The sequence below is a fragment of the Myxococcus sp. MxC21-1 genome, assembly GCF_032612255.1.
In the GTDB taxonomy this organism is placed as follows: Bacteria; Myxococcota; Myxococcia; order Myxococcales; family Myxococcaceae; genus Myxococcus; species Myxococcus virescens.
In genome coordinates, this window is sequence record NZ_CP123278.1 from 7069213 (window position 1) to 7087372 (window position 18160).

The following is an 18160-nucleotide window of genomic DNA, read 5'->3' on the forward strand; positions in this document are numbered from 1 at the left end:
TCTGCCTGTGTGCCCCCCAGTCGACCTGCCCCCTGCCGCAAGAAGCTGGCTCCCTCCCGCTGGCCCCCATCCCGGGCCACCGGCCGGGTCAGTCCGGTATTCCCGGGGTCGTCCGGCACCTCATGCAACCTCCAAGAACTCCTGCGAAGCCGCCTCTTGTGGCATATACCCACACCATGCCTTCCGCCCTGACCGCCTCCGAGATCCGCGAGGCGTTCCTCAAATTCTTCGAGGAGCGCGGCCACCGCCGTGTGGCGTCTTCCTCCCTGGTGCCCGCCAACGACCCGACGCTGATGTTCACCAACGCGGGCATGGTGCAGTTCAAGGACGTCTTCACCGGCCGTGAGACGCGCGACTATCGCCGCGCCACCACGTCGCAGAAGTGCGTGCGCGCCGGCGGCAAGCACAACGACCTCGACAACGTCGGCTTCACCGCCCGGCACCACACGTTCTTCGAGATGCTCGGGAACTTCTCCTTCGGCGACTACTTCAAGGCCGACGCCATCGCGTACGGTTGGGAGTTCGTCACCCGGACGCTCGGCCTGTCCACCGACCGGCTCGCCGTCACCGTGTTCAACGGCGAGGGCGGCACCCCCTGGGACGAAGAGGCCTACGAGCTGTGGAAGAAGCAGGGCGTCCCCGCCGAGCGCCTCTACAAGCTCGGCCTCAAGGACAACTTCTGGGCCATGGGCGACACCGGCCCCTGCGGCCCCTGCTCCGAAATCCACTACCACCAGGGCGACGACATCCCCTGTGTCGAAGAGGCCGAGGGCAAGAAGTGTCAGGGCGTCGCCTGTGACTGCGACCGGTGGCTCGAAATCTGGAACCTCGTGTTCATGCAGTTCGAGCGCAAGGAGAAGGACGGGCCCCTCATCCCCCTGCCGAAGCCGTCCATCGACACCGGCGCGGGCCTGGAGCGCATCGCCTCCGTCGTCCAGGGCAAGCGGTCCAACTATGAGACGGACCTCTTCCAGAACATCCTCGCCACCGTCAGCGAGCTGTGCGGCAAGCCCTACTCGCAGGAGTCCGGCGCGTCCCAGCGCGTGGTCGCGGACCACAGCCGCGCGGCGGCGTTCCTCATCTCGGACGGCGTCCAGCCCTCCAACGAGGGCCGCGGCTACGTCCTGCGCCGCATCATGCGCCGCGCCATCCGGCACGGCACCCAGCAGTTGGGCCTGGAGGACGTCTTCTTCTTCAAGGTCGTCGACCGCGTCATCGAGCTGATGGGCGACGCCTACCCCGAGCTCCGGGAGAGCCGCACCTTCGTCCTGGAGGTCTGCCGGCACGAGGAGACGAGCTTCCGCCAGACGCTCAGCCGCGGCCTCAAGCTCATCGAGGAGGAGCTGTCCGAGCTGCAGAAGGCCGGCGGCAAGCAGCTCTCCGGCGACGTCGTCTTCCTGCTCCACGGCACCTACGGCTTCCCGTGGGACCTCACGCAGATCATCGCCCGGGAGCGCGGCCTCGACGTGGACCTGGTCCGCTTCGAGGAGCGCCTCAAGGAAGAGGCGGACAAGAACAAGTTCGCGGGCTCTGGCGACAAGGCCACGGGCGAGATCTACCTGAAGCTGGCGGAGCGGCTCGGGACGACGGAGTTCCTCGGCTATGAGGGCGAGGGACACGAAGGCGAAGGCAGCATCCGGGCCATCGTCAAGGACGGCGCCGAGGTCACGCAGGCCACGCAAGGCGACACGGTGGAGCTGGTCCTGGACCGCACGCCCTTCTACGGCGAGTCCGGTGGCCAGATGGGCGACACCGGCCGCATCGTCGGCCACGGAGGCAAGGCGGTGGCCAAGGTCACCGATGCGCAGCGCCCCGTGCCGGGCCTCGTGGTCCACTCGGTGGAAGTCTCCGAGGGCACCTTCAAGGTCGGCGACATGGTCCAGGCCGGCGTGGACTCGGAGCGCCGCAAGTCCATCCGTGCGAACCACTCCGCGACGCACCTGCTCCACAAGGCGCTCAAGCTCGTACTCGGTGAGCACGTGAAGCAGGCGGGTTCCGTCGTAGCGCCGGACTACCTGCGCTTCGACTTCGCGCACTTCTCGCCCGCCACGTCCGCGCAGCTCGAGCAGGTCGAAGACCTGGTCAACGGCTGGATTCGCGACAACGCGGGGGCCGAGACGCGCATCATGAGCCTGGAGGACGCAAAGAAGTCCGGCGCCGTCGCCATGTTCGGCGAGAAGTACGGCGAGACGGTTCGCGTCGTCACCGTACACCCCGAGTCCACCGAGTTGTGCGGCGGCACCCACGTGCGCCGCAGCGGTGACATCGGCCTGTTCAAGATTGCCAGCGAGAGCGGCGTGGCGTCCGGCGTGCGCCGCATCGTCGCGCTGACGGGCATCGGCGCGCTCCAGTACGTCCGCGAGCAGGAACACGAGCTGCGCAAGGTGGCCGAGCTGCTCAAGTCGAACCCGAAGGAAGTCTCCAAGCGCGTCGAGGCGACCCAGAAGCGCGTGAAGGAGCTGGAGCGCAAGGTCGAGGAAGTGGCCGTCAAGGCGCAGACGGCCAGCAGCAAGGACCTGCTGGAGCAGGCTCGCGATGTGAATGGCATGAAGGTCCTGGCCACCCAGGTGGACGCGGCGGACGACAACGTCCTGCGCGGCATGGCGGACCAGCTCCGTGACCGCATCCGCTCGGGCGTGGTCGCCATCGGCGGCGAGAAGGACGGCCGGGCCATCATCCTGGTCGCGGCCACCAAGGACGTCGTGGCCAAGGGCATCAACGCCGGCGCGCTGGTGCGCGAGATGGCCAAGGAAGTCGGCGGTAAGGGCGGCGGCAAGGCCGAGATGGCCCAGGCTGGCGGCCCTGATGCCTCGAAGCTCCCCGCGGCGCTGGAGAAGCTGTACGAGTTGGTGAAGGGCGTGGGCACCGCGTGATGAACCACCGGGCCTCCGCTTCCGTAGCGCTCCTGGCGGCCACGCTCGTCCTGGGTGGCTGCAAGGAGGAGTCCGTGCCTGACTACGCGGGTACGGGTGACGACCGGACGCTTCAGAAGCTCCGCCAGGAAGTGGACCGGGTGAACCAGGGCGGCCGTCCCTCCCAGGGCCCCGAGGCCACGCGCGGAGACCCAAACGCGAACCTCGCGGGCCTGGCCGCGGGTATCAACGTCCCCACCGAGCGCGCATGGGAGCTTCCCGCCCCCAACGACGCCGTGCGCCTGGAGACCCTGTCCGTGAAGCTCACCGGCCTGGACGCGTCGCACTCGGTGAAGGGCTCAGGGAAGGTGAGCCTGACCTCCGAGGACCTGTTCTTCCGCGTGCAGCTCATGACGCAGAACGTGGGCGGCACGCCGCTCACCCTGGACCTGGACGGGGCGAAGCTCTTCGGGGCTGAAGGCCAGTCGTACACCGTGGCCCGGGATGCCCAGGTCGTCGGGGGCACTCGCCCCCTTCGGCGCACCTGGGCTCCAGACGAGCGCACCGACGTGGTTCTCCTGTTCGAGCTTCCTCCGGAGGCCCTTCGGGACGACGGGCTACACCTGTTGCTTCAGGGCTCCGGGGGGGATGTGCGGATTCCCTTGAAATGAGCGGGACAGCGTCCAAGCTCCTCCCGCTTCGCATCCGCCTCCCGTACACGACGGAGGAGGAGTTTATCGACAAGTACGGCTCGAACGTGGCGCGCGGTGGCGTGTTCGTCGCCACGCGCGCCATGAAGCCCGAAGGTACCGGGCTGGCGTTCGAGTTCGTCCTTGCAGATGGGACACGCCTGCTTCGCGGCGAAGGCGTCGTCGTGAAGGCCCAGGTGGACGCGGTGGGCGGGCGTACCGGCATGACGGTGCGCTTCGTGAAGCTGGACGCAGCAAGCAAGGCGCTCATCGACCGGGTGGTGTCGAAACGTACCGGAAGCGCGGAGCCACAAGCTCCCGCCCAGGTCACGCCCCCTCTTCCGGCCCCTGCTCCCCCCCCGGGACTCGTTCGCCGCACACCCGGCGCGAAGGTTTCGAATGCCGTGCGTGCCTCGGTTCCCACCCGCGAGCCCTCGCGGGAGGATGCGCGCGTCGAAGGTACGCCGACGGGAGTTCCTGACACGGTGGCTGCCAACGGAGCCGCTCTCGCGAGTACTGTGGCGGTGCCGGAACTCACGCCCAGTTCCGAGACAGCTACGGCGGATGATGACGCACGCGCGGAAGTGCCGGACTCCGGCACGGCTGCTCCGTCCTCCGAGTCTGAGCAAGTACCGGATGAGCCTGCGTCCAGCACGGACGCGCATGCGGTGTCCGGTGAGGCGGACACGGGCTCACTTGATGCCTCTGACGCGTTCGGCAGGAGTGCTTTCACTGATTCAGGGGCTCCGAGCACTCAAGACGCGGACTCGCGTCCGGGACCTGTCGCTCCGCGCTTTGAAGCTGATTCGAGTGACGGGCTCGACTTCGCCATCACTGCGAGCCTCGCGGCGTCCGAGGATGAAGGTGGCAATGCGAATGCCGTAGCCGAGCGACACGGCCTCGGTGAACCCGCCAAAGCGCCACTCGTCCCGGAGGATTCGTCAACCGGCGCCGGCACTGCGCCGACAGCGACCGCGACTCCGGACCTGACGGCGAAAGCCTCCGACGCGCTGGCCTCGGTCGAGCCAGAGGAGCCGCCTCAAACGCTGCTTCGTATCCCGCCCGCCCCGGAGGCAGGCGATGATGCGCATGCAGCAGCCGAGCCCTCCGCGGTCCCTGGATCCCCGCCTGGTCTTGGTGGACCCGCGCCCGCTGAACTCGACGAAGCCGTCGGTGACGACTCTTCCGCCCCAGCGCCGGATGCAGATGCAGCGGCGCCCCACGGAGCATCTGTCTCTCAGGCGAACACCCCAATCGTCGCGGAAGCTGGCACGCCTGCAACGACGGAACCCTCCGCGACGACGCCAGTTACGAGCACTGCTCCCGCCAACGAAGCAGCCACGGAACCCTCCGCGACATCTGCGACCACGAGGTCCGAGCCCACCGCCAAGGGCAGCGATACATCCACGATTCGAGCAACCGCAGAGGTATCGACCGCAAGCGTCGAGCCCGACACCGGCGAGGGTAACGAAACAGCCTCGACATCCTCCGGGACGGCGGCAACCGCGAGTGAAAAGCGCGATGCCCAAGCAGGGGGCGCAGTACGGACTGAAACGCCAACTGCCACTTCGACCACAAGCGTCGAGCCCACCATCGAGGCAGGTCACGTAGCATCCCCGGAGGCGTCCGCGACGGCCGCGCGCCCTCGTGCACAGTCCGACGCCGGAGCAGGTGACGCATCCACCGCGCAGCCCCCGTCCGCGACGTCACCACAGAGCGATGCGCCCGTCGCCGAGGCAAACAACGAGGCAGCGGCCGAGCCCCAAGCAGCGGCGCCGACCACTGAAAAAAGTGGCCCGGGTATCGCGTCCGAATCTACGACGACGGCCAACACGGATGACCCGTCCGGCAGTGCTCCCGGCGAGGCTTCATCCGCAAAGACGATGGCCGCGCTCCCGAGCGCACCTGGCATCGACAAGACGGCGCCCGCCGCTCCGGCTGCGAAGTCCGCTGAGCGTTCGCAGGACGCCTCCACATCAGGTGACACCCCGCCCCAGGCGGCAGCCAGTGCAGCCCCCGCGGCCGAGTCGAGTCCACCACCAGAGCCGACACACGCGACTGCCGAGCCGCATGGGCGGCGCACCGCCGATCCCGAAAGCGTGCGCCCCAGCGTGGCCTCGGATGAAGCGTCTCTGTCCAACACGGAAGCAGCCCCAGTCCGTACCGAATCCGAGCCCACGCCCCCCGTCCCTCAGGACGCGGACGTGCCACGCAACCGCCGCCGTGCCCTGCTTGAAGTCCCCCTTCCCCAGCCGGCCTCGACGCCCGCGCTCCCCGAGGTCGTGCTGGGCATCGACCTGGGCACCTCACATGCGCGCGTCGCCGTCGTCCAGGAGGGGATGCCCAAGCTCATTCCCCTCCCCGGCACCACCACCACGGACCTTCCCGCGCTCATCGCGGTGAACGGCACCGGCGACCTCGTCGTCGGCGCCACGGCTCAGACGGAAGGCCAACGTGCCCCCCGCCGTGCCATCTCCGGTCTCAAGCGGCTGCTGGGTCTGAAGCCGCGTTCTCCGCAACTTCGCTGGCTCGCCCCGTTGCTCCCCTTCCCCGTCACCACGGACACGAATGGGGACTCCGCCGTGGAGGTCCGGGGCCGCGTCATCTCACCCACGCTCTTCACGGCCATGCTGCTTCGCGAGCTGAAGCATGCCGCCGCGACGCACCTGGGCCGCAAGGCAACCCGCGCCGTCATCTGTGCCCCCACGCACTTCACCGACCGCCAGTGCGCCGCCCTTCGCGAAGCCGCCACGCTCGCGGGGCTCGATGCCCAGCGCATCCTCATCGCCCCGCGGCGGCGGCGCTCGCGTATGCACATGGCCGAGGGCTCGCGCGAAAGCGGGTGCTCGTCGTGGACCTGGGCGGTGGCGGTCTCCAGGTCTGCGTGGTGCAAGTCACAGGCGATGACCTCGAGGTCATTACCACCGGAGGCGACGCCACCCTCGGCGGCATGGACTTCGATGCGCGCATCGCCGAGGCCATCGCCAGCGACCTCTCGGAACAGGGCGTGCCCAAGCCGGACCATCCCTTCGACTGGGCCCCCCTGCGCACCGCCGCCGAGTCCACGAAGGTGGCCCTCTCCAGCCAGGAGCAGGTGGACGTCACCCTCCCCTCGGGAACCGTGCCCCCCATCAACCGGGAGCGAGTCGAAGCCCTCACCGCCGACCTCGCCCAACGCGTCACCACCGTGGTCCGCGACGTGCTCGAATCCAACGCGCTCTCCCCCAGGGGCTGGACGCGGTGCTCCTCGTCGGCGGGCAGAGCGCCGCGCCCCTGGTCCGCCGCCGGCTCGAAGAGAGCCTGGGCGTGAGCGTGCGCGACGACGTGGACACCCGAGGCAGCGTGGCCCTGGGCGCCGCGCTGCTCGGACAGGGGCTCCTGCTCGCCGCAGCCGGCAAGCCCGCCGCTACTGTCTCCGAGGTGCTGTCCTCGCCGCTCGCCGTCGCCGAGCGCGGTGGCACCTTGCGCCGCGTCCTCGAACGGAACACCCGCCTGCCCGCCACCAAGACGCTGGTGCTTCCCACTGTGCCGGGACCACTCGAGCTGGCCCTCTTCCAGGGGGCAGCCACGCAGGCGTCCGACGCCGAGTACCTCGGCCGGCTCACCCTCAACGTGGAGCGCGCGGGTGAGGTGGAACTGCACCTCGAGCTCTCAGTCGATGGGGCCCTGTCGCTCGAAGCCACCCTGCCGGGCGTGAAGCGGCACGCGGTGTCTCTGTCCACAGAGCACTTGGACGACGCGAGCTTCGACGCGCTCATCGCCCGCTCGCCGCTGGTCCCTGAGCCGGAGCGACGCCCGGGTGGCGTGCTGTCCGGACTGAAGAAGCTCTTCGGCCGCCGCTGAGCCCCTCCTCGCTCGCCCGCGCACAAGCCACGGCATCCTTCGCCCCGTGGGCCGATGTGCCCGCGGCCATCCAGGCCACCGTGCGTCCCTGCGGCTCTCACTGTAGCCGTGGCGACAGATGGCCAGCTTTCCGGTGACTGATTTTCCGGGGAGGAATGCGATGCGACGTTCGATTGTGGGAGGAGTCGCCACGGCGGCGCTGGGCATGGCGGGACCCGCCTTCGCCATCGAGGCACAGCAGGTGGGCGAGCGGCTGCGCGTCGAGGAGCGGCCGCTGGTGGGCGTCGATGTCCGACTGGGCCTCGGCGACTTCACCGGAGACCTCGGCAGCAACACCAAGGTGGGCCCGCTGCTGGGCATCAACGCCAGCGCCTATCCCTGGCAGTACGGCGGCGTCGAGGTCGGCTACGAAGGCCAGCGCTTCCCCATCGACGACTCGCGCCTGCGCGACAACGGCGATGGCGAAGGTGTCTGGCGCCACAACGCCACCCTGCTCGCCAAGGCGGGACCGCTCATTGACGAGAAGTGGCGCCCCTTCGTCGGCGCGGGCGTCGGCCTGAGCTACCTCAACCCCTCGGACGGCGCGGACCGCTTCTACAACAATGACTGGCAGACGGAGCTCCCGCTGGCCGCGGGCCTGGACTACCGCTTCGGCAACCTGGTGGCCGGCGCGCGCGCCACGTACCGGTTCGTCGGCGGGGAGGGCCTCCTCCGAAACCCCGTCACCAACGCCGACGAGAAAGGCAGTCTCTTCAACGGCAATGTGATGATTGGCGGGCAGTTCTAGCCCGCCCCCACGTCACAGGCTGAAGCCGTCCAGCAGCGCCTCGGGGCGGGGATTCTTCTCCCACGCCTCGAGCACCGCCACCGCGGGCGAGCGCCCCGACGCGGCCACCGCGTCCAGCGCATCCAACAGGGGCGCATCCTGCGCATCCAGCCGCATCAGGCCCCGGCGGGAGATGGCCAGCATCTCCGCCGCCGGCGGTGCAGCTCCAGCGAACCCAGCCGGCCGCCCAGTCCCTCGCGCCGCGCCGTATCATGGAAGGCCAGGTGCTCGGCGTAGGTCAGCTTCGGCAACAGGCGCTCGGCCTCCTCCAGCGCGGTGGCGTCGTACAGGATGCCGCGCCAGAGGGCGGCGAGCGCTCCCGTCATCGCGGGATTCACACAGTCCGCGCCGCGCACCTCGATCACCGTCTTCAGCCGCACCTCGGGGAAGAGCGTGGACAGGTGGTCCGTCCAGTCGTTCAGGTCGGGCGGTTTGCCCTCGAAGCCCTCCTTCATCAACTGCCGGAAGGTCAGCTTCGGGTACAGGTACTCGTTGTTGCGCCGCAGGAAGAGCAGCGGCGCGTCCAGCGCCCACTCCACATAGGCGCGATACGAGAACGAGCCGTCGAAGAACGCGGGCAGGTAACCACAGCGCGTGGGGTCCACCTCGTCCCAAACGCGGTTGCGGAAGGACAGGTAACCCGACGGCTTGCCCTCCACGATGGGGCTGTTGGCGTACAACGCATTCATCAGCGGAGCGAGCCGCGCCACCACCACCGTCTTGCGGACACAGTCCGCCTCGTCCGCCCAGTCCAGGGACACCTGGCCGGTGGACGTCATCAACATCATGTTCAGCGCCAGCCGGCCGCGCTCCGGCAGCGTGCGGCGCATGATGAGGTAGCGCGTCTTCGGCATCCACGGCATCTGCGCCGTCGTGCCGAAGGGGCGGTAGCCGAGGAAGACGAGCCGCAAGCCCAGCGCCTTCGCGGCGGAGGAGACCTCCGACAGGTGCGTCAGGTTCTCCGCATGCGCCTCGCGCGCGGTGACGAAGGGCTTCCGGACAGCTCCACCGCCGCCGGGCTCCAGGGAGATGGTGGCGCCACCGCGCTGCAGCGCGATGACGGGCGACTCCGGCGTCTCCCGGAACGGCGTGTAGCCCGCCGAGGCCACCCGGTTCAGCAGCGCCCCGACGCCCCGCTCGCCTTCATAGGTCGGAGGCTCCGCGGCGCCCACCGGGTAGAGGAACTTCTCATGCTCGAGCCCCAGACGGTGCGCACCGCTGGGCTTCTCGGCGGCTCGGAATCCAGCCAACAGCATGTCGACGGAGGAGATGGGCTCTGAGGCCGCGCGCTTGAGGTCGAGTGACATGGGCGCGCCCTATATAACCTAGACTTTTGGACCCGCCCGGATTTGCGCACTGGCCTTTATGAGCCCACACTCCACCCTCCCCACCATCTCCCCCCAGCCCCGCCTGTCCGATTTCTTCCAGGGGATGGGCCTCCTTGGCCGGGCCTTCTCCCTCATCCTGCGCGACCGTCGGCTGTTCCTGCTGTCCGCGCTCTGTGCCGCCGTCACCGCCGCCGCCCTCGTGGGGCTCGTCTGGCTGCTGTGGCGCTACGCCCCCGGTGCCCTGGAATCCGTCTGGGCTCGCCCGGAGAGCTGGTACGGCCAGGCCGCCTGGAGCACCGTGCTGGTGTTGTCCGGACTGGTGCTCTGGGTCGTGGGCGCCAACGTGCTGCCGCCCCTGTTGCTCGCCCCGCTCCAGGATCCACTGTCCGAACTGACCGAAGAGGCCTGCGGCGGCGGCCCGGGCGCTGCCTTCACCGTGGCGGGTTTCGTCCGGGGGCTCGTCACCGGCATCGCCCATACGCTCGCGCGGCTGTTCTTCCTCCTCGCGGGCCTGACGGTGCTCCTGCCCCTCCACTTGATACCGGGGGTGGGCAGCGTGCTGTGGACGGTCCTCGCCAGCCTGTACACCATGACCTGGATGGCGGGTGAGTACCTGGCCGCCCCCATGACGCGTCACCTGTATCCCTTCGCCGAGGTGCGTCGGATGCTGCGCGAGCGCCGGGCGCTCTGCCTGGGCCTGGGCGCGGGCATCTACGTGCTGCTCTGGGTCCCCATCCTCAACGCCTTCTTCCTCCCGGTGGCCATCGTCGCCGGCACCCTGCTCTATGGCGGGCTGCGCGAGGCCCGGCTGCTGGCGCCCCCTCCTGGGGAGTCCACTACCGCTGCGTTGAAATAAACGCCCGAGCCGGGTGTCGAACCCGGGGAACCGGGAACGCAATGCCCGCCAGGGACGTTCTGCTCCACCAGCAGAGAGGCGATGCCTTGAAGCACCAGGAGCCCGTGATTAGGCTTGCCCGGCCGCTTACAGTGTTCGCCTACTCGGTATAAACGGTCGAAATCTCAAGGCTTCTCGCCACACCCGGGGTGCCGGACAGCGCGCCCCAGCTTGGATGAACCAAATGCCGCGTTTCCTCCGCCGAATCACAGCCGTTGCCGTGCTCCTCGGCGCCTGGGCCCTGGTGGGCAGTGACCGGGCTCCCTTGCCGCTGACCATGGGTGCAGCCGAGGCCGGGCAAGGCTCGTGGGACGGCAGTCTTCCTACCGTCAAAGGCGAGAAGGCCCCGCACGACCTCAACAGCCTGCGCGTCCTGACGAAGGTCATCCTCTACGTGAAGGAGAACTACGTCGACCCCAAGCGGGTGAAGCCGAAGGAGATGATGATCGCCTCGCTGGAGTACGTCGAGAAGAGCGTTCCCGACGTGCTCGTGGACGGCAACGCGGAGACGGGCAAGCTCAACGTCAACGTGAACGGCAAGCAGCGCGAGTTCGACATCGCCCACGTGGACTCGCTGTGGAAGATGTCCTTCGCGCTCAAGGACGTCTTCGACTTCCTGTCGAAGAACATGCGGCCCATCGAGGACACGCGCGACGTGGAGTACGCGGCCGTCAACGGCATGCTGTCCACGTTGGATCCGCACTCGGTGCTGCTGCGCCCGGAGCTGTACCGGGAGATGAAGCTGTCCACCAAGGGTGAGTTCGGCGGCCTGGGCTTCGTCATCCAGATGCGCGAGGGCAACCTCACCGTGGTCAAGGTGATCCCGAAGACGCCCGCGCACCGCTCCGGCATCCAGAAGGACGACCGCATCAAGAAGATTGGCGAGGAGTCCACCGTCAACATGGACCTCAACGAGGCCGTGTCGAAGCTGCGCGGCCCGGTGGACAGCCGCATCACCATCACCGTGGAGCGCGACGGCTGGGACAAGCCCCGCATCATGACGCTCTCGCGCGCCATGATTTCCATCGAGAGCGTGCAGCACAAGATGCTCTCCAACAACGTGGGCTACATCCGCCTGAAGAACTTCCAGGGCAACACCACCCGCGACCTCGAGGCGGCGCTGACGCAGCTGCGCAAGCAGGCGGACGCGAAGGGCGGCTTCAAGGGCCTGGTGCTCGACATGCGCGGCAACCCGGGCGGCCTCCTGGAGCAGGCCATCCAGGTGTCCGACACGTTCCTGTCCAGCGGCACCATCGTCGCGACGGTGGGCCTGTCCGACAAGCTGCGCGAGGAGAAGCGCGCGCGCGCCACGGACGGAGAGGACAGCTACCCCATCGCCGTGCTGGTGAACGCTGGCAGCGCGTCCGCGTCCGAAATCGTCGCTGGCGCGCTGAAGAACCTCGACCGCGCGACCATCATCGGCCGTCAGACGTTCGGCAAGGGCAGCGTGCAGGTGCTGTACGACTTCCCGGATGACAGCGCGCTGAAGCTGACCATCGCCAAGTACCTGACCCCGGGCGACGTCTCCATCCAGGAGGTCGGTATCGTCCCGGACATCCAGCTGGTCCCCACCCGCGCCACCGATGAGCGCGTGGACGTGTTCGCGCCGCGCCGCTCCATGGGCGAGGCCGACCTGGACCAGCACTTCGGCAACCCGGACTCCAGCACCGTCGCCAAGAAGCGCGAGGACGTGCTCAACCGCGAGAAGCCGCTGGAGAGCCTCAAGTACCTGAAGGTGGATGAGAAGCAGGCCCAGGCCACCGCCAAGAAGGACGAGGGCAAGGCCCCACCGAAGACGGCCGCCAACGCCAAGAAGCACGGGGACAAGGACCCGCTGCTGGACGTGGACGTGGCCGGCATGGGTGAGGACCTGGACGACCAGCTCGACGCCGAGGCCCAGGAGGAGATCAAGGAGGACTTCGAGGTCCAGTTCGCCCGCGACTTCGTGCTGCGCGCTCCGGCCACCACGCGCAAGGAGCAGCTCAAGCAGGGCAAGGCGTTCATCGACCAGAAGCGCGCCGAGGAGGAGTCCCGCATCAACGCCGCCATCGCCGCGCTGGGCGTGGACTGGAGCGCGGGTCCCACGCCGAAGAACGTGCAGATGGCCGTGTCGCTGACGCCGGGCCCGGACGCGAAGATTCTCGCGGGCGAGGTGATGGAGATGGCGCTGACCGCGGAGAACCGTGGCACCGAGCCGCTCAAGCGCGTGCGCGCCTGGACGGAGAGCGACAACGCCTTCCTGGACCGCCGCGAGTTCCTCTTCGGTGCGCTGGCGCCGGGTGAGAAGAAGACGTGGAAGGTGAAGGTGCGCCTGCCCAAGGACCTCACCAGCCGCCGCGACGACGTGACGGTGCGCTTCTTCGATGACCACGGCGCCCTGCCTGAGACGCGGGTGGCCGAGCTCAACTTCGTGGAGCTGCCCCGCCCCGCCTTCGCCTTCAACTGGCAGGTCATCGACGACTGCGCCACCTGCAACGGCGACGGCACCGTGCAGCGCGGGGAGACGGTCTCCGTGCTGCTCGACGTGACGAACGCGGGCACCGGCACGGCGCTCGACTCCTTCACGCAAATCAAGAATGGCGGCGACGCCAACATCTTCATCGAAAAGGGCCGCTTCAAACTGGGCGAGCTGAAGCCCGGTGAGACGAAGACGGCGCGCTTCCAGTTGGAGGTGAAGAAGGGCTTCAAGGGCAACACCTTCCCGCTGAAGCTGGCCATCATCGACGAGCCGCTCGAGGAGTTCGTGATGGAGAAGCTGGAGCTGCCCGTCACCGACGCCGCGATCGCCACGATGGAGCCGAAGAAGGGCCTCGTCCGCGTGGGCGACAAGGTGGACCTGTATGGTGCCCCCGCGCAGGGTGCGCGCGCGGTGGCGAAGCTGAGCGGGACGACGGTGCTGCCCGCCGAGGCGGTCACCAAGGGCTACTACCGCGTGGAGCTGGAGAAGGACCGCTTCGCCTTCGTGCGCAGCCAGGACGCGAAGGAGCTGAAGACGGGCAAGGCCACCACGCCGAAGGCCACGCTGGCCACCAACCACCGCCCGCCCGACATCCGCCTGGACGTGGATCCGGCCGCTGGCGGCATGGTGGCCAACGGGGACAAGTTCACGCTCTCCGGCGTGGTGACGGACCCCCACGGGCTGCTGGACGTCTACGTGCTGGTGAACGACCAGAAGGTCTACTTCAAGGGCGTGGACCCCAAGGGCGCCGAGCCGAACACGCTGAAGTTCTCCACGGAGTTCGCGCTGAAGGAGGGCAACAACAACGTGCTGGTGGTGGCGCGCGAGGACAACGACTTCGCCAGCCGCCGCACGCTGGTCATCCGCCGCCGCCCGGCCGAGGTCGCCCAGAAGATGGCCTCGCCAGCCGGTAGCCCCGCCAACAAGCCGCAGTAGGCGCCCCGCGCCCACCGGCGCGCCGCCTCCTTCCGGGCGGCCTTTCCAGCGGGACTCCTTGAGAGGAGACCGCGGGAGGGGCCGCCCGTTTTGTTGACGCTCCTCGCGAGCAGGCGTTACCGTCCGGCGCGGTGGGCGCCTTACCGGCCGGTCGCGCGCCCTGGAGGCGGTGACTCGAATGCGGACGTTCAGTCGGTGGGTGGCTCTCGCGGCCTGGGCGTCAGGCGCGTCCGTTGTCGCGGCGCCCAATGACCTGCAGATCGCGCGGTTCGGCAACCCCACGGGTGACAACCCCGTGGCGTCCGCCGACGCGGACTTCCAGGCCTTCGCCCGCATCATGGGCGCGGCCATCACCTCCGTGAACCTGATGCCCCCGGAGACGACGGGCCACTCGGCCTGGGCCATCAACGCGGAGCTCTCCGTGGTGTCGCTGCCCGGCAGCGTGAACATCCCCACGCAGAACGAGCAGCCCTCCACGGTGCTCATCCCCTCCTTCCACGCGCGCAAGGGCCTGCCCTTCTCGCTGGAGCTGGGTGGGCGCGTCGGCTGGGTGGAGAAGAGCAGCCAGGTGGTGGCCACCGGCGAGCTGAAGTGGGCCGCCAACGAGGGCTTCACCTACCTGCCCGACTTCGGCGTGCGCGGACACGTGACGAAGCTGTTCGGCGCCCGGGACCTGGGCCTCACCGTCATGGGCCTGGACTTCGGCGTGGGCAAGCAGTTCCCGCTGGGCGGCATGGTGACGCTGACGCCCTACGGCGGCCTGGACCTGGGCTTCGTCGGCGCGACATCCAGCAACATCGACTTCAACCCGGACCGCAGCTTCGATGACACGACGGGGAACGATTCGCGCGCGGCGCTGACGGATACCGCCGCGTACCGGAAGGTGTCCTTCGGCAGCAACATCAACCAGCGCATCTACGGCGGCGTCCGCTTCATTGGCGGCGTGCTCCAGCTGGGCGCGGAGCTGTCGCTGACGCGCACGGGCAGCGTCTCCTACGAGGAGAACGGCAGCACCGTGGACCGGGGCCTGCCAGCCGTCTTCGCCTTCAACACCACGCTCGGCCTGGACTTCTGAGCGCTACGCGGCGGGGTGCAGGGCCTGACGGACCGCCCCCGGCCGGTTGGTGATGAGGTAGCTGACCCCCATCCGCTCCAAGACATGGGCGCGCTGGGGGTCGTCCACCGTCCACGCCGCCACGCGCATCCCGGCCGCGCGCCACGCGGCCACCCGCTCCGGGGTGCAGGCCTCGTGGAAGGGGTGGACCGAGTGTGACGACACGAGCGGGCTCACCCCGTAGGCCTGCAGGGCCCAGGACTTGTCCGGGTCGATGAGCAGCCCCCGGCGCAGCTCCGGTGCCGCGGCCGCCAGGCGGAAGAGACACAGTGGGTTGAAGCTGGAGATGACGACCCGGCCCGCCAGTCCGCGCCGGCGCACCAGCCGCGCCACCTGCTCCGCCAGGCCTCCGTCGTCGGCGCGCTCGCACTTGAGCTCGATGTTGACCAGGAACTGCGGTGGCAGGGCCTCCAGCACCTCTTCCAGCAGCGGGATTCGGGCGGGAGCGAAGCCCAGCGGCGAGCCGACGTCCGCCCGTTGGAGCTTCCACCACGGGGTGAGGCGAACCTCCCACGGCAGCCGCGCGAGGCGCTCCAGGCGCTCGTCGTGGCAGACGACGACCTCCCCCGAGCCACAGAGCATCGCGTCCAGTTCCACACCATCCGCGCCTTGACGGACCGCCTCGGCGAAGGCTTCCAGGGTGTTCTCGGGGGCATCGGCGCTGGCACCACGGTGGGCAAGCAGGAGCATGCCCTCCAGTCTGCGCGGGTGGCCGCCGCCGTGCAGCAGAAGTCCAACCGGGCGTGCGGCGGTGGACGCATGGCTTGCCTCCCCCCGCCCTTTGCTGCACTGTGCTCCATCATGCTGGGCCTCGGCCTCGGAGAAATCATCGTCCTCGGCTTCATCCTGTTGGTGGTCTTCTCGGCCGCCCGCATGGGTCAGCTCGGCAATGCCGTGGGCAAGTTCGTGTACTCGTTCCGCAAGGCGTCGCGCGGCGAGGACCTGGTGGATGCGAAGCCGCTGCCTCCGGGCCGCCGCAGCACCACGGACGCCGAGTTCACGGAGCCCGAGCACCCGCGCCGCCGCTAGGCCCTCCCCTCCCCAGGATGCGATGCCCGTCAGTCATACCCGCGATGCTTGGGGATGCGTGACGCGGCCGCAGGCCCTGTTCCATTCCCTTCGGCGAGCAGCCGGGAGGCCTGCGCGCGCAGGGCGGGATGGAGGGCGGCGTTCGAGACGAGTTCCCTCAAGTCCGCCGTGTTGAGCAGCGGGACGATTTTCGCGCCCGTCTCCGGCGGCAGGTAGGGGTTGAGGACGAGCGCGCGCCGGATGGCGTGGCGCACGGACCAGCGCGGTGACTTCCAGATTTCGATGAGCGGCTCGGGCCGGGCCGGGCGGCGCGCGGCGATGCGGACCACCAACTCCTCGGTGAGCCGGGGGTTGATGAGCACGTTGCGCAGGACGGTGGGATTGCTGACGGTGGCCAGGCGGGACAGGGTGTCCGGGTCCCTCGTGAGGCGGGCCTGCTGCTTCAGGTGCCCGAGCGACTGGGAGAAGGCGTTGGCGTCCGCACGGGCGGCGGCGTCCGGGTCCATCTCCAGCTTCGCGGGGCCCTGGGCGAACAGGTCCGCCACGGTGTCGAGCGACTGGACGTGCGCGAGCCGCCGCAGCGACTCTACGTGAGGGATGTGCTCGGCCTCCTGCTCCAGCGCGGCCATGAAGTCCGACAACGCGCAGGAGGCGGGCCCCCACCCCGCGCGCGAGAGGGCGATGAGGTGGCCCACCAGCTCGTTGGAGTCGAGCGGATCCCTCCAGGCGAGCTCACGCGCGGCGGCCTTGCGACGGACCTCCGCCCCACCGCTCAAGGCGTGGATGAAGCGCGCGACGGTCCGGGCATCCTCCTGCGTGGGCATGGTGGCTCACTCCGTCCGGGGGCGGCCTCCGCCGACTTGGAGCGCTCGGGCTCCAGGGTCAGCTCCAGCCGGTAGCCCCCGGGTCCACGGGGTGCTCGGGGAAGATGACGACGAAGGGGGCCTTGGCGCCGGGCGCCACGGAGACGGCGGCCTCGTCGACGCGCTGGCGCAGGGCCACCGCCGCGTCGGGTGAGCCCACGCCGTAGAGTTCCTCGGGCGTGGGGACCCCGCCCACGAGCGCCTCGGCGGAGGCCACGCGCTGGCTGCCGTCATACAGCGCGGCGCGCACGCGGATGCGGGCGGCGGTGTCCGAGTGGTTCGCCGCGTCCCCGCGGACGTAGAAGAGCGACCTGCCCTCGCGCGTCTCGTACAGCCCGTTCGTCACATCCACGGCCACGAGCGGCTTCGGCGCGGGCACGAAGAGCGCGCGCAGGGAGTCCAGCGACAGGGCCGACACGTCGAGGCGGCCCTCGCTCAGGTACACCCGGCCGACCGTGCCCAGCACGGCCACCAGGGCCGCGGCCAACACGAAGTTGACGGTGAAGCCCAAGGCCTTGCGAAGCCGGCTCGACGGGCGGCTCTGCGGGATGCCCACGTCCTCGGGACGCGCGGTGGGCTTGGCCACGGTGACCACGGGCTTCGACGGCAGCCCGTCCATGTCCAGCACCTCGCGCTGGACGCCACTGGGTGCCCCGACCCGCCCCAGGGTGACGCCAAAGGCCTCCGCGTCATCCACGGCGGGGGGACATCGCCAAGCAGGGAGGCATCGGAGGCATCCGAGGTCCCGAACAGCGCGGCGCGGCCCGTGTCCGTGGGCAGCAGGCCGGAATCCTCACCGTGCCCGCCCACGTCCGAGCCAAGGTCGAACAAGTCTCGGGGTTCGCGGGAGGTGGTATCGCGGCCGAGGATTCGGCGTGGAGGTCGACGGACGCGAACGGGTCACTCCCGCCTGGCACAGGCGCGCTGCCGGACGCGGCGGAAGCGCCGGCATGGATGTCGATGGATGCAAACGGGTCGCTTCCGGCAGGCGGCGGCGCGGCCTTCCGAGTCGACGCGGCAGGTGCCCGCAGGTCAATGGCGGCGAAGGGGTCGTTACTGTCCGCAGCGGCTGGCGACGCTGCATGGAGGTCGACCGCCGCGAGAGGGCCATTCCCCGCTGAAGGCGACGTGGACTTCGCAGGCCCGGCGGCGTGAATGTCGGCCGCCGCGAGAGGACTGCTTCCTCCTGAAGGTGCCGTGGACTTCACAGGCCCAGCGGCATGAATGTCGGCCGCCGCGAGAGGACCGCTTCCTCCTGAAAGTGCCGCAGCCTTCGTGGACTTCGCAGGCCCAGCGGCATGAATGTCGGCCGCCGCGAGAGGACCGC

General features: G+C 69.3%; 12 protein-coding genes and 2 pseudogenes. 10 read left to right on the forward strand and 4 right to left on the reverse strand.

The annotated features are described in order from the left end of the window. Positions 1-176: 176 nt before the first annotated feature. From alaS to QEG98_RS31430, 6 genes and pseudogenes are all read left to right on the forward strand, one after another. Positions 177-2873 carry an alanine--tRNA ligase gene (gene alaS, locus QEG98_RS31405; protein WP_316563908.1) on the forward strand — a complete coding sequence of 899 codons (2697 nt, stop codon included), beginning with the start codon at positions 177-179 and terminating at the stop codon, positions 2871-2873. Continuing rightward, positions 2870-3523 (forward strand): hypothetical protein, encoded by a 654-nt coding sequence (locus tag QEG98_RS31410; RefSeq protein WP_316563909.1) that lies wholly within the window; start codon positions 2870-2872, stop codon positions 3521-3523. Before alaS ends, QEG98_RS31410 begins: the two co-directional genes overlap by 4 nt. Beyond that, positions 3520-6264 (forward strand): annotated as a pseudogene (locus tag QEG98_RS31415) (TIGR02266 family protein); the annotation flags it as partial. The gene QEG98_RS31410 and the pseudogene QEG98_RS31415, both read left to right, overlap by 4 nt. Positions 6265-6383: 119 nt before the next feature. Then, positions 6384-6851: an Hsp70 family protein gene (locus QEG98_RS31420; RefSeq protein ID WP_316563910.1), complete on the forward strand. Its 468-nt coding sequence runs from the start codon at positions 6384-6386 to the stop codon at positions 6849-6851. Continuing rightward, a complete protein-coding gene (locus tag QEG98_RS31425) occupies positions 6782-7384 on the forward strand; it encodes an Hsp70 family protein (RefSeq protein ID WP_316563911.1) in 603 nt (200 codons plus the stop codon). Before QEG98_RS31420 ends, QEG98_RS31425 begins: the two co-directional genes overlap by 70 nt. A 118-nt stretch (positions 7385-7502) precedes the next feature. Beyond that, positions 7503-8171 carry a hypothetical protein gene (locus tag QEG98_RS31430; protein WP_410477872.1) on the forward strand — a complete coding sequence of 223 codons (669 nt, stop codon included), beginning with the start codon at positions 7503-7505 and terminating at the stop codon, positions 8169-8171. Between the two features lie 12 nt (positions 8172-8183). Here the strand turns inward: QEG98_RS31430 and QEG98_RS31435 are convergent. Further along, positions 8184-9517, reverse strand: a pseudogene (locus QEG98_RS31435) (glutamate--cysteine ligase). A gap of 58 nt (positions 9518-9575) precedes the next feature. Between QEG98_RS31435 and QEG98_RS31440 the strand changes: the two are divergent. The 3 genes from QEG98_RS31440 (at position 9576) to QEG98_RS31450 (ending at position 14902) form a co-directional block, all read left to right on the forward strand. Continuing rightward, positions 9576-10394, forward strand: a complete 819-nt coding sequence (locus tag QEG98_RS31440) for an EI24 domain-containing protein (RefSeq protein ID WP_316563913.1) — start codon at positions 9576-9578, stop codon at positions 10392-10394. Between the two features lie 214 nt (positions 10395-10608). Beyond that, on the forward strand, positions 10609-13827 hold the full coding sequence (locus tag QEG98_RS31445; protein WP_090490356.1) for an MXAN_5808 family serine peptidase: 3219 nt from the start codon (positions 10609-10611) through the stop codon (positions 13825-13827). Positions 13828-14005: 178 nt separating this feature from the next. Then, complete coding sequence (locus QEG98_RS31450; protein ID WP_316563914.1) at positions 14006-14902, forward strand: hypothetical protein; 897 nt, start codon at positions 14006-14008, stop codon at positions 14900-14902. Between the two features lie 3 nt (positions 14903-14905). Here the strand turns inward: QEG98_RS31450 and QEG98_RS31455 are convergent, their stop codons facing one another. Further along, positions 14906-15631: a glycerophosphodiester phosphodiesterase gene (locus QEG98_RS31455; RefSeq protein WP_090490358.1), complete on the reverse strand. Its 726-nt coding sequence runs from the start codon at positions 15629-15631 to the stop codon at positions 14906-14908. 111 nt (positions 15632-15742) lie between these two features. On the opposite strand from QEG98_RS31455, the gene QEG98_RS31460 reads away from it, so the two are divergent. After that, entirely contained in the window at positions 15743-15970 is a 228-nt protein-coding gene (locus QEG98_RS31460; RefSeq protein ID WP_253817301.1) for a twin-arginine translocase TatA/TatE family subunit, read from the forward strand. 29 nt (positions 15971-15999) lie between these two features. Here QEG98_RS31460 and QEG98_RS31465 read toward each other — a convergent pair whose 3' ends face one another. Both QEG98_RS31465 and QEG98_RS31470 read right to left on the reverse strand, forming a co-directional pair. Continuing rightward, entirely contained in the window at positions 16000-16794 is a 795-nt protein-coding gene (locus QEG98_RS31465) for a hypothetical protein (protein ID WP_141594290.1), read from the reverse strand. A gap of 58 nt (positions 16795-16852) precedes the next feature. Further along, complete coding sequence (locus QEG98_RS31470) at positions 16853-17530, reverse strand: hypothetical protein (RefSeq protein WP_316563915.1); 678 nt, start codon at positions 17528-17530, stop codon at positions 16853-16855. Positions 17531-18160: the final 630 nt, after the last annotated feature.

Coding starts and splice junctions, on each gene's coding strand:
- QEG98_RS31465 (WP_141594290.1), bottom strand. CDS start 16,794: ATGCCCACGCAGGAGGATGCCCGGACCGTCGCGCGCTTCATCCACGCC.
- QEG98_RS31455 (WP_090490358.1), bottom strand. CDS start 15,631: ATGCTCCTGCTTGCCCACCGTGGTGCCAGCGCCGATGCCCCCGAGAAC.
- QEG98_RS31445 (WP_090490356.1), top strand. CDS start 10,609: ATGAACCAAATGCCGCGTTTCCTCCGCCGAATCACAGCCGTTGCCGTG.
- QEG98_RS31450 (WP_316563914.1), top strand. CDS start 14,006: ATGCGGACGTTCAGTCGGTGGGTGGCTCTCGCGGCCTGGGCGTCAGGC.
- QEG98_RS31440 (WP_316563913.1), top strand. CDS start 9,576: ATGAGCCCACACTCCACCCTCCCCACCATCTCCCCCCAGCCCCGCCTG.
- QEG98_RS31460 (WP_253817301.1), top strand. CDS start 15,743: ATGCTGGGCCTCGGCCTCGGAGAAATCATCGTCCTCGGCTTCATCCTG.
- alaS (WP_316563908.1), top strand. CDS start 177: ATGCCTTCCGCCCTGACCGCCTCCGAGATCCGCGAGGCGTTCCTCAAA.
- QEG98_RS31430 (WP_410477872.1), top strand. CDS start 7,503: ATGGCCAGCTTTCCGGTGACTGATTTTCCGGGGAGGAATGCGATGCGA.